We start from the raw sequence: 12,549 nt of genomic DNA on the forward strand, positions 1-12,549 counted from the left end.
ATATTGAGCCCCAAGTTATCCCTGATAATTTGGGGCTTTTTATTGGCAGTTATTTGATTAAAAACTCACTAAAATTGATAACTTTGACGTTCGTCAGTTGCCTTTTCTAACCTCAAAGGTACACTTGTGCGCTCAAAAAAGCTTACAGGTGTAAGCCAAAGGTAAAGACATGGCCAATTTAGATTTTCACATCGTAAAAAGACTTCGAGACCAAATTGCTCAAGGTGGTGACCGTACCGCGCTGAAACACAAAGTCAGTAATGCTTGGGAAAGCATCAGCTGGAAGCAGTTTGGCCAACAAATCGATACGCTTTCGCTAGCGCTATTGGCTCAAGGACTGAGAATCCAAGATAAGATCGGTATCTTTTCAAATAATATGCCTCAATGGACTGTGGCTGATTTTGCATCTCTACAAGCTCGCCTTGTGACCGTGCCGATTTACCCAACCAACACCGCGGCACAATCTTCTTACATCATTCAAAATGCAGACGTAAAAGTGCTGTTTGTGGGTGAGCAGCCTCAATTTGATGCAGCGGTTCAAATTTTTGAAGAATGCGAACAGCTTGAGTTAGTTGTTGCGATGTCGGATGACATTGACACTCAAGGCCACGAATTTGCAATTGGTTGGCAAGATTTCCTAGCGCGTGGTTGCGAGTCACAGCAGGCTGAACTGAATACTCGTTTAGATGACGCTAAGATGGACGACCTACTGACTCTGATTTATACCTCAGGCACAACCGGTCAGCCTAAAGGTGTGATGTTAGATTACGCTAACATTGGCTCTCAATTAGAAGGGCACGATGAGCGTTTGAGCCTAACCAAAGACGATGTATCTTTGTGCTTTTTGCCTTTATCACACGTTTTTGAGCGTGCATGGACTTTCTATGTACTCTACAAAGGCGCAACGAACTGCTACTTACAAGACACGATGCAAGTGCGTGATGCGCTAAGTGAAGTTCGCCCAACTGTGATGAGTGCGGTTCCTCGTTTTTACGAAAAAATCTTCTCTGCGATTCACGAGAAAGTCTCTAAAGCTCCCGTTATCCGCAAAGTACTCTTTACTTGGGCGGTGAACATGGGCGCGAAAATGGCCTTATGTCATCAAGAGAATCGCAAACCCTCTTTCATGCTACAGAAAAGCTACAAGCTTGCTGACAAGTTAGTTCTCTCCAAGTTGCGCGCATTGCTCGGTGGTCGTATTAACTTCATGCCTTGTGGCGGTGCGAAGCTTGACGAAACCATTGGCCGTTTCTTCCACGCAATTGGCATCAACGTCAAGCTGGGTTACGGAATGACAGAAACTACAGCAACGGTTTCTTGTTGGGATGACAAGTGTTTCAATCCAGATTCTATCGGTATGGCTATGCCTGGCGCTGAAGTTAAAATTGGTGAGAACAATGAGATTCTTGTTCGTGGGCCGATGGTCATGCGTGGCTACTACAAGATGCCAGAAGAAACGGAAAAAACGTTTGATGAGCATGGTTTCTTAAAGACTGGTGACGCGGGCCAATTCGATGAAAATGGTAACTTATTCATTACCGATCGTATCAAAGAGCTGATGAAGACATCTGGTGGTAAGTATATCGCGCCACAAATGATTGAAGGCACGATTGGTAAAGATCACTACATCGAGCAAATTGCGGTGATTGCAGATACTCGTAAGTTCGTTTCAGCTTTGATTGTTCCATGTTTTGATACGTTAGAAGAGTATGCGAAAGAGCTGAACATCAAGTATCACGACCGTTTAGAGTTAATTAAAAATAACCAAGTCGTAGAGATGTTTGAAAAGCGAGTGAATGGCTTACAAGATGAACTTGCAAAGTTTGAACAAGTGAAGAAGTTTAAATTACTGCCTAAAGCGTTCTCGATGGATAATGGTGAGTTAACTCCAACCCAGAAACTGCGTCGTAAAGTGATTAACGATAAGTATCAGGATGAAATCGAAGAAATGTACACTGATAAGCCTAAAGATAAGTAATATCTAGCAAGATAACTTTTCAGTTGTTTAAAAATCCCTCTATGAGTTTTGGCTCATTTATAGAGGGATTTTTTGTACCTGTTAGTAGGTGAGTGTGCTAGAGCGCACATTAAAAAATTGCATTTATCACGCATGGAAGAAAAAAATATTGTTATTTAAATCTCTTTTTTCTTTTATTTGTGGTTTATATGTCTAATGTTTTTGTGGGTTAAGGTTCATCTTCCTGATTATTCACTTGAGAGTAGAAGGTTGAGGCTTTATAGGTAAATGCAGGGTTAGACCGCATGCTAAGAAAGCGTTACAGTTGTTACGTAACCTGTTCGATGTTATCACAGCGAGCGGGCATAGCCGAAAAAGTGGAAGTATTTCGATTTAGGCTACGAATAAGACCTAGACTATGTAAAACCAGACCAATACGTTAACCAAAATGAATTGGAATACTGGTAAGGAGAGCAATATGACAATGAAACCAGAAACAGCAATGTTATCCGGTGCTGAGATGGTTGTTCAGTCTCTAATTGAAGAGAATGTAGAACAGATTTTTGGTTACCCAGGAGGCTCGGTACTTGATATCTATGATGCCTTGCATGCCAAAACAGACCAAATTAAACACGTTCTTGTTCGTCATGAACAAGCGGCAACACATATGGCTGACGGCTATACACGTTCAACAGGTAAACCTGGTGTAGTATTAGTTTGTTCAGGCCCTGGCGCAACCAACACTGTTACAGGTATCGCAACCGCGTATATGGATTCAATTCCAATGATTGTGATTTCAGGTAACGTACCCAATAATTTGATTGGTAATGATGCGTTCCAAGAGTGTGACATCGTCGGTGTATCTCGTCCTATTGTTAAGCATAGTTTCCTAGTAAAAAAAGCAGAAGACATTCCTGAAACGGTTAAGAAAGCTTTCCATATTGCGACAACAGGCCGCCCTGGGCCGGTTGTTATCGATCTGCCAAAAGACACAATGAACCCGCAGATCAAGTTACCTTATCAATATCCTGAAACGATCAAGATGCGTTCTTACAACCCAACCACTACGGGTCACAAAGGACAGATCAAAAAAGCACTTAAAGCCCTATTAGAAGCTAAGAAGCCTGTTCTTTACGTGGGTGGTGGCGCAGTTATCTCTGAAGCGGATAAACCTCTTCTTAAGCTAGCGGAAACGCTCAACTTACCGGTGGTTAGTACTTTGATGGGGTTAGGCGCGTTTCCTGGTACTCACAAAAACTCTTTGGGTATGTTGGGCATGCACGGTTTGTATGAAGCGAACATGGCAATGCACAATGCTGATTTGATTTTTGGTATTGGGGTTCGTTTTGACGACCGCACGACCAACAACCTTGAGAAGTACTGTCCAGACGCGAAAATCATGCACATTGATATTGACCCGTCTTCTATTTCTAAGAACGTTAAAGTCGACTTACCGATTGTAGGCTCTGCTGAAAAAGTACTAGAAAGCATGGTGAACTTGCTGGTGGAGCAAGGTGGTACAAACGATGCGCAAGCCATTGAAAGCTGGTGGAGTGAAATTAAAGTGTGGCAAGATCGTAACTGCCTAGCTTACGAAAAATCTTCAGAGCGCATTAAGCCACAGCAAGTTATTGAAACACTACATAAAGTGACAAACGGCGACGCTTATGTTGCATCAGACGTTGGTCAACATCAGATGTTTGCTGCTCTTTATTACCCATTTAACAAGCCACGTCGTTGGATTAACTCTGGTGGCCTAGGCACCATGGGCTTTGGTCTACCAGCAGGCATGGGCGTTAAATTTGCTCAACCGGATGAAGAAGTGGTGGTTGTAACGGGTGATGGCAGTATTCAAATGAATATTCAAGAGCTCTCGACGGCACTTCAGTACAATATTCCCGTGAAAATTATTAACCTTAATAACCGTTTCTTAGGAATGGTTAAGCAGTGGCAAGACATTGTTTATCAAGGTCGTCACTCGAACTCATACATGGACTCCGTTCCAGACTTTGCAGCTATCGCTGAAGCTTACGGTCACGTAGGTATGCGTATTTCATCTCCAGACGAGTTGGAATCTGGGCTAGAAAAAGCGCTTGCGATGAAAGATCGTTTGGTGTTTGTCGACATCAGTGTTGATGATACTGAACATGTATACCCAATGCAGATTAAAGGTGAGGGTATGGACAAGATGTGGCTAAGCAAAACGGAGAGAACATAATATGAGACACATAATTTCACTGCTAATGGAAAACCAACCGGGTGCTTTATCTCGAGTTGTTGGCTTGTTTTCTCAACGTGGCTACAACATCGAATCTTTGAACGTATCACCAACTGATGATGCAACATTGTCTCGACTTAACGTTACGACTAACTCTGATGAAATGCAGCTGGAACAGATTCAGAAACAACTGCATAAGTTGATCGATGTACTTAAAGTACAAGAAGTTTCTGAACTTGAGCATATTGAACGTGAGCTACTGATGGTTAAAGTGAGAGCTAGCGGTTTCGCTCGCGCTGAAGTAAAGCGAACTGCGGATATTTTCCGTGGTCAGATCGTGGATGTGACTGCTTCTCAGTATACGGTTCAGATGGCAGGAACCAGTGAGAAGTTGGATGCCTTTATTCAGGCACTCTCTGAAGTAACAGAGGTTCTAGAAGTTGCACGTAGCGGTGTGGTCGGCATTGCTCGAGGTGAGAGAGCGTTAAAAGCGTAATCTCAACTATTTCGAATGGAAGCCACTCTAATAGAGTGGCTTTTTTATTTAGTTAAATATTGATAATGGGTATACTTAGCGACCAATAATCCCCTTTCGATCTTGAGATGATGATGAGAAACAAAAAAACGTTTTTAGCCCTTCTCGTCACTTCCTTGATCTTTTGTACGATCGTCGGGTTGCTTTACGTCCAACGTTTTAAGGAAGTAAAGCGTGCTAATTTTGAGCAAACGGCAAAACAAGCCCTTCATCAACTTGCTTACACTGAGCGCGAATACAGCAATATGCGCGATCAGCTCCTTTCTATAATGGATCTCTTAGGCCACAGCCAAAGTTTGATCGATTTTACTAACTCCCCATCACCCCAAAACCGAAAAGTATTAGAAGAAGTATGGAAATCGGTCGCGGTGAACCAAAAATGGTATACCCAGATCCGGCTGATTGACTTAGTCGGTAAAGAGCAAGTCAGGGTGAGCTATTCTTCGAAATCAGGGGGCGTGACCACTCCAGAGTATCTTCAAGATAAGTCTCAACGGGGCTACTTCAAATACGCTCAGAGCTTGGGGATTGATGAGATAGGTTCATGGGGAATTGATTTGGAACTTGAATACGGGGAATTAAGTACTCCGTATACCCCGATCCTAAGGATCGTAATGCCAATTCAAGATCAAGGTAAGAAGCTTGGTTACTTGGTGATTAACATTGATGTCATGACATTATCTTCTCGCCTTAATTACTCCCCTGATTATGCCTTGCGCGCAGAAGTCGTGAATGGCTCGGGCTTCTACGTTGCCAGTGATAATCAAAGTAAACTCTATGGCGATTTCATCCCAGAACGTAAGAGTTTCAATTTAGAGTCCATCGCTCCCGGGGTATGGAAATCTTTATCATCTGAGCGAATGGGCTACGTATTTGAAGACAGCAATCTGTTTGCTTTTAACACGGTTTATTTGGCAAAAAATCAACCTCTGCATTTGCTGATTCAACTCAATGAAAAGCAGCTGCTTCAACGAGCTCAACGTGATTTAAACGATCTTAGGCAGGATTCTCTGATCATCCTATTTGTCATGCTGATTTTTGCCCTGCCGGCGGCCATTACTTTTGTCCATTACCGTGAGAGAAACATTGAAAGTAAACTCGCTCGCGCTGCTCTAAATGGGATGTCAGCGGTGATGATTTCGGATAAATCTCATCGGACGATCATGGTCAATAATGAGTTTGAAAGCATGACTGGCTACAGCTCTAGGCAAGTGAGTGGCAAAAATGCTTTGAGGCTGCTGCTGAAAGATGAAGAAGAGCTGGGTTCGATGATGGGGATTTGGTCTCACCTTCTTGACGAAGATATTTGGGAAGGGGAAGTGACCTGTGTCACCAGTCTAGGGGGACCTTTTACGGTAATCATGCGTGTGCATGCGATGAAGAGTTCTGTCGGAAAAGTGAGTTACTACATTAGCTCTTTGGTTGATATCACTGAGCGTAAAGAGTTGGAAGTACAGCTGAGAACCTTGAGTGAAAGAGATTCATTGACTCAGTTATGGAATCGCAGGAAATTTGAAGAGCAGCTTGAGTATTACGCGAAAATGACGGAGCGTTACCCAACGAACTCAACAACTTGTCTTGCTTTGATTGATATTGACCACTTCAAACGTATCAACGATGAGTTAGGGCATGATGAAGGGGATAGGGTGATCAAAGAAGTCGCACAGTACCTAGAAAGCGGCCTACGCACGACGGATTTTGTCTCTCGAGTTGGTGGCGAAGAGTTCGCTGTATTGATGCCTCATACCGTAGTCCATGAAGCAGAAGTTGTGTTAAACCGCTTAAGAGTCGCGATAGGTGCAGAACAAGGAACACCTGTAACCATCAGTATTGGAGTGACGGATCTCACTGCAAATAGTACTCGTTCATATAAGTGTGCGGATATAGCCCTCTACGAATCTAAATGTTCTGGTCGAAACCAAGTGTCTTGCTGTTCTAGCATCGATGACATTGCCTAACTGATTGTTCTTTCATTAGAGCGCAACCTTATTAGACTAAAGTCTAATGCTTGCCTGTATTTCGTCTAAACTGAATCATAAGTTATGAAGAAATTTCGTATTCAGTGAGCCTGTAATGCGTCAGTTCTGAGTTGGCTGTTCAGTAATAATGGAAGCACTGTAACCCTGAACCATTATAAAAATAATGATCCATCAGTAGTTGTAGCGATAGATGAAGATATAAAGGGGTACATACAGTCGAGTGTGTGGGGCAGATTATGTATGTCGACTTCTTGGTAAGATTAACGATAGGTTGCTTAGTGATATTAGGGTTCAAGCTGAGCGCCATATACTTTTTGTTGATGGTGGTATTATTAAATACTCATCATAAAGAGTTTTTTGGCTGGTAAAGTCGTGAAATGAAAAAACCGGAGTCTGCACTCCGGTTTTTATTTGGCGTTAAGCTGCTTCGATGACTTCTTCAATTCGCTTCATCGAACCTAAAAGGTGTTGATCGAGCAGCTCGGCAGCTTGCTCTGGGTTCTTAGCCAATACCAACTTCATAATCATTTCATGCTCATCAATATTGAAAATATCCGAGCTAGCAGAATCAGAGGAAAGTGCTAGGTAGCGGTATCGCTTCACTTGATTGATGAGGTCACTAAAGAATTCGAACATATTCTTTGAATCAGACCCTTCTAGCAATGCTACATGGAACTGGTGATGACGCTCTTCCCATTCATTGTAGTTAAACTCTTCCGCTGAATTATGGGCACGAGATAACTTATGGTATGAGGTTAATACTTCCAGTTCCCAGCTTTCGTCACCCATAGCAATGGCTTTTTTCAGGAGTACTGAAGAAACCACACGTAGGCTTTCGTAAAGGTCATTAAGTTCTTCTTTAGAAACCGGTGCAACCCAGCAGCCTTTTTGAGGCTCCAGTTTTACATATTTGCTCCATGACAACTGAACAAGCGCTTCACGGATAGGAGAGGCACCAACATGGTATTTGTCTTTTAGATCTGCAACCACCAATTTTTGACCGGGACGTAACTCACCGCTAAGGATGTCTTGACGGATCATTTTTGACACTTTGTCGGTTAAAGTTGGACTAGACACTGAATATCCTCATGTAACATTTAATAACGTCGACTCGTTCCATTAATGATGTGAATTAACGGTACGAAGTTCTATTGAGTTTGATAATACAGCGTACTGATTAATCGGGCAAGCTTTGTTTCATAAAAAAAGAGAGCCGAAGCTCTCTTTTATATTTTGTGTTGTGGGTTCTAGCTCTTAAAGAACTTGAACAGATGCCGTGTTAGTGCAAGAAGCAACTAGCGCACCAGATACCATTACAACGATGTCGCCTTTCTTACCTAGGCCAGACTTAAGAGCGTACTCTTTACCGTTGATGTAGAAGTCATCAGTGCTGTCTAGAGAGTCAACCAATACTGGAGTAACACCTTTAGTAAGAACTAGTTGAGCTGCAGTCTTAGCATTGTTAGTTAGTGCTAGGATGTTTGCCGTTGGGAAGTACTTACGTACTGAACGTGCAGATTTACCGCCTTCAGTAGAAACAACGATAAGAGGAGCTGCTAGCTTCTCAGCTGTGTCTACTGCACCTTTACATACAGCTTCAGTGATACGTAGGCGAGGGCTGTCTAGGCGAGAACCTAGCTCAGCTTTAAGAGCGCCGTCTGTACGAGAAGCGATTTGAGCCATGATAGTTACCGCTTCAACAGGGTACTTACCTTTTGCTGTTTCGCCAGATAGCATTACTGCATCAGTACCATCCATGATTGCGTTCGCAACGTCACCCGCTTCTGCACGAGTTGGACGTGGGTTGCTGATCATAGAGTCAAGCATTTGAGTTGCAGTGATAACCATCTTACGTGCGCGGTTACACTTCTCGATCATCATTTTTTGAGCGAAGATTACTTCTTCAGCTGGGATTTCAACACCTAGGTCACCACGAGCAACCATGATACCGTCAGAAGCTTCTAGAATAGCGTCGAAGTTATCAACACCTTCTTGGTTTTCGATCTTAGAGATGATGTGGATGTTTTCGCCACCGTTAGCGTTTAGAAGCTCACGGATTTCCTTAACGTCTTCTTCTTTACGGATGAAAGAAGCTGCAACGAAGTCAACGCCTTGCTCACAACCAAACTTAAGGTCAGCTTTGTCTTTCTCAGAAAGCGCTGGAAGTTGAACAGATACGCCAGGAAGGTTAACACCTTTATTTTCACCTAGAGCGCCGTTGTTAAGAACTTTACACTTAACTTCAGTCTCAGTTGTTGCGATAACTTCCATTTCAATTAGGCCGTCATCAACAAGGATAGTGTTACCAGCGTTAAGGTCAGTTGCGAAACCTGGGTAAGTTACCGCTACGATGTCTTTGTTACCAACAACTGAAGTATCAGTTGTGAAAGTGAACTCTTGACCCGCTACTAGATCGAAGTCGTTGCCGCCTTCTAGTTTGATAGTGCGGATTTCAGGACCTTTAGTGTCAAGAAGGATTGCTAGTTGCTCACCTTTTGCTTCCATTACTGTACGGAAGTTCGCAATACGAGTGCCGTGCTCTTCAAAGTCACCGTGAGAAAAGTTCAGGCGCATTACGTTCATGCCTGCATTTACAAGTTCAGTTAGTTTCTCTACAGATTCAGTTTTAGGGCCAATCGTACATACGATTTTGGTCTTTTTCATGGAAGATACTCTCCGGTAAGTATTGTTACAATTTGAAATTTGTCTGTTTTCTGAAGGAGATACAATCATCAAGCAGCATTTTGTGCCTGCTGTTCAAGATAAATGCTTCTTCATTTCTCTTCAGAGTTGTAAGTCTTTCATCAAGTTTAGTCATTTTATGACCAACTCATTTCGATTCAATGTCAGTTTTTTGTGACTTCACCCACTATAAATGGCGAAAGTTGCAAAAAAATAACGGGTATTTTTGTAATTTTTTTTCTTTTCGGGTGCGGATTCTACCACCTAATGACTTCAATATCACTGCTTAACAATTGTCTTAGGACAAGGTTTTAGCGCAATTTATTAATTTTTTAGATCGAAATAAATGGACGAAAAGGTTTCGGTTTGACTATACTTGCTTTCAAATCGAAACTTAATGGTCTTTATTAAATGTCGAAACGAAACACTCAGCTGAGAAGACACTCCATTTCTAACCTAGTTAATGAAAAAGGAGAGGTCAGTGTTGAAGAGTTGTCCGTAAAATTTGAAACCTCAGAGGTCACGATTAGAAAGGATCTCGCCTCTTTAGAAAAAAATGGTCAACTTTTGCGCCGCTATGGTGGTGCAATCTCATTACCGAAAGAAGTTGTCAGTGATGAATTGAGTTATAAAGTTTCGAGTCGAAAGGTTTCACTTGCAACGGCCGCTGCTTCACTGATCCGCGACCATAACCGGATTGTTATCGACAGTGGCAGCACTACCGGAGCGCTAATTAAACAGCTCAATAATAAAAGTGGCTTGGTGGTAATGACCAACTCGTTGCACGTGGCAAATGCTTTGAATGAGCTAGAAAGTGAGCCAACTTTACTAATGACGGGCGGAACTTGGGATACGCATTCTGAATCTTTCCAAGGCCAAGTCGCAGAGTCGGTATTGAGAGCTTACGATTTTGACCAGTTGTTTATCGGTGCGGATGGCATTGATTTAGAACGCGGCACGACGACTTTTAATGAGTTAGTTGGCCTGAGTAAAGTGATGGCGGAAGTGTCTAGGGAAGTCATCGTGATGGTCGAGTCTGAAAAAGTAGGCCGAAAAATACCGAATCTAGAGCTGGCATGGCAAGACATTGATGTTTTGATCACTGATGGAGATTTAGACATTGAAATCATCGAAAGAATTGAATCACACGATGTTCGAGTGATTACCAGTCAATAACAAATATGAAACAAAGGTCCTATAGTCAACCTACGCGTTGAACTGGCATTGCTTGCAGCCAATAGGAATTCAAAAAATATAATAGGGGTAAAACCATGTGTGGAATTGTTGGTGCAGTAGCACAACGTGATGTAGCTGAAATCTTAGTGGAAGGTCTACGTCGTTTAGAGTATCGCGGGTATGACTCGGCGGGTGTCGCGGTTGTTGATGCAGAACAAAACCTAACGCGAGTTCGTCGCTTAGGTAAAGTGAATGAGCTTGCTGAAGCTGTTGAGAAAGAGCATGTAGTTGGTGGTACTGGTATCGCGCATACACGCTGGGCAACACACGGTGAGCCTTCAGAAGCCAACGCTCACCCACACCTTTCAGGTGATATCTCTGTGGTTCATAACGGCATTATCGAGAACCATGAAGAGCTACGTGCGTTGCTTCAAGAAAGAGGTTACGAGTTTCAGTCTCAAACTGATACTGAAGTGATTGCTCACTTGGTGGAGTGGGAGCGTCGCACATCAGATACGCTTGTTGAAGCGTTACAAAAAACCGCAGAGCAATTAGATGGTGCGTACGGTACTGTTGTGTTTGATCGTAAAGATCCAAGCCGAGTCGTGGTTGCACGTTCTGGTAGCCCGATTGTGATCGGTTTTGGTGTTGGCGAAAACTTCCTAGCTTCCGATCAACTAGCGCTTCTTAACGTAACTCGTCGATTCATGTATTTAGAAGAGGGCGATGTTGCCGAAATCACTCGTCGCGACGTTACTGTGTTTGATGAGCGAGGCACTCGTGTTGAACGTGAAGTGATTGAATCCAACGCAGAGCATGATGCGGGCGATAAAGGTAAATACCGTCACTTTATGCAGAAAGAGATCTTTGAGCAGCCAACAGCTTTGATTAACACAATGGAAGGTCGTATCACCGATAACGCTGTTGTGACTGAAAGTATTGGTGTTAATGCTGTTGAGATCCTAAATAAAGTTGAGCACGTCCAGATCATCGCTTGTGGTACTTCATACAATGCTGGTATGACAGCGCGTTACTGGTTTGAGTCGCTAGCGGGCGTAAGCTGTGATGTTGAGATCGCCTCTGAGTTCCGTTACCGCAAGTTTGTTACTCGTCCAAATAGCTTGCTAATCACGCTTTCTCAGTCAGGTGAAACGGCAGATACATTGGCTGCGCTTCGCTTAGCTAAAGAGAAAGGTTACATGGCTGCGATGACAGTATGTAACGTTGCTGGCTCTTCTTTGGTTCGTGAATCTGACTTTGCCTTTATGACTCGTGCTGGCACTGAGATCGGTGTAGCTTCTACTAAAGCTTTCACTACTCAGCTTTCAGCGCTGCTGATGTTAGTAACGGCGTTAGGTAAGCAAAAGCAGCTGATCAGCACTGAGAAAGAAGCTGAGATCGTTGAAGCGTTACATGCGCTGCCTAAACAAATTAATGCTGCATTGGCTTATGACAAGGAAATTGAAGCGCTTGCGGAAGACTTTGCAGATAAGCACCACACGCTTTTCCTTGGCCGTGGTGAGTTCTACCCAATTGCAGTCGAAGCGTCACTGAAGCTAAAAGAAATTTCATACATTCACGCGGAAGCATACGCAGCGGGTGAGCTAAAGCACGGACCATTGGCACTTATTGATGCGGATATGCCGGTTGTTGTAGTCGCGCCAAACAATGAACTGCTTGAGAAGCTTAAGTCGAACATTGAAGAAGTTCGCGCACGTGGTGGACTGCTATATGTATTCGCGGATGAAGACGCAGGATTTGAAGCCGATGAAAGCATGAAGATCATTACGATGCCTCATGTGAGTGATATTACCGCGCCAATATATTACACGATTCCAATGCAGCTACTGTCTTATCACGTTGCCTTAATCAAAGGTACAGATGTGGATCAGCCGCGTAACCTAGCGAAAGCGGTTACCGTTGAGTAAGTCGAACTTTCTCTTAGCGTTATTTGTCTAGATTATAATGTTTGACTCTTTAAACCTCCTACTAAGTGTAACTT

8 protein-coding genes are annotated in these 12,549 nt (G+C 43.1%); 6 read left to right on the forward strand and 2 right to left on the reverse strand.

Features of this window, described 5'->3' with window-relative positions:
- Positions 1-169 precede the first annotated feature (169 nt).
- From ACHUFI_RS10185 to ACHUFI_RS10200, 4 genes are all read left to right on the forward strand, one after another.
- Positions 170-1,978, forward strand: coding sequence for an AMP-dependent synthetase/ligase (locus tag ACHUFI_RS10185; RefSeq protein WP_394248773.1), 1,809 nt, complete (start codon positions 170-172; stop codon positions 1,976-1,978).
- Between the two features lie 457 nt (positions 1,979-2,435).
- A complete protein-coding gene (locus ACHUFI_RS10190) occupies positions 2,436-4,175 on the forward strand; it encodes an acetolactate synthase 3 large subunit (RefSeq protein WP_394248775.1) in 1,740 nt (579 codons plus the stop codon).
- A 1-nt stretch (position 4,176) separates the two neighbouring features.
- The gene (gene ilvN / locus ACHUFI_RS10195; protein WP_394248777.1) at positions 4,177-4,671 is read left to right on the forward strand and encodes an acetolactate synthase small subunit; all 495 of its coding nucleotides are present in this window, start codon (positions 4,177-4,179) and stop codon (positions 4,669-4,671) included.
- 113 nt (positions 4,672-4,784) lie between these two features.
- Positions 4,785-6,668: a sensor domain-containing diguanylate cyclase gene (locus tag ACHUFI_RS10200; protein ID WP_394249062.1), complete on the forward strand. Its 1,884-nt coding sequence runs from the start codon at positions 4,785-4,787 to the stop codon at positions 6,666-6,668.
- A 438-nt stretch (positions 6,669-7,106) separates the two neighbouring features.
- On the opposite strand, the gene ACHUFI_RS10205 is transcribed toward ACHUFI_RS10200, so the two are convergent.
- Together ACHUFI_RS10205 and pykF are read right to left on the reverse strand one after the other, a co-directional pair.
- Positions 7,107-7,766: a GntR family transcriptional regulator gene (locus tag ACHUFI_RS10205; protein WP_394248779.1), complete on the reverse strand. Its 660-nt coding sequence runs from the start codon at positions 7,764-7,766 to the stop codon at positions 7,107-7,109.
- Positions 7,767-7,943: 177 nt separating this feature from the next.
- Positions 7,944-9,353: a pyruvate kinase PykF gene (pykF, locus tag ACHUFI_RS10210; RefSeq protein ID WP_394248781.1), complete on the reverse strand. Its 1,410-nt coding sequence runs from the start codon at positions 9,351-9,353 to the stop codon at positions 7,944-7,946.
- Positions 9,354-9,782: 429 nt separating this feature from the next.
- Here pykF and ACHUFI_RS10215 point away from each other — a divergent pair, with 429 nt between their 5' ends.
- On the forward strand, positions 9,783-10,547 hold the full coding sequence (locus ACHUFI_RS10215) for a DeoR/GlpR family DNA-binding transcription regulator (protein ID WP_394248783.1): 765 nt from the start codon (positions 9,783-9,785) through the stop codon (positions 10,545-10,547).
- A gap of 95 nt (positions 10,548-10,642) precedes the next feature.
- Entirely contained in the window at positions 10,643-12,475 is a 1,833-nt protein-coding gene (glmS, locus tag ACHUFI_RS10220; protein ID WP_394248785.1) for a glutamine--fructose-6-phosphate transaminase (isomerizing), read from the forward strand.
- Positions 12,476-12,549 lie beyond the last annotated feature (74 nt).

Origin of the sequence: Vibrio profundi (genome assembly GCF_043642225.1) — a bacterium.
GTDB lineage: Bacteria > Pseudomonadota > Gammaproteobacteria > Enterobacterales > Vibrionaceae > Vibrio > Vibrio profundi_A.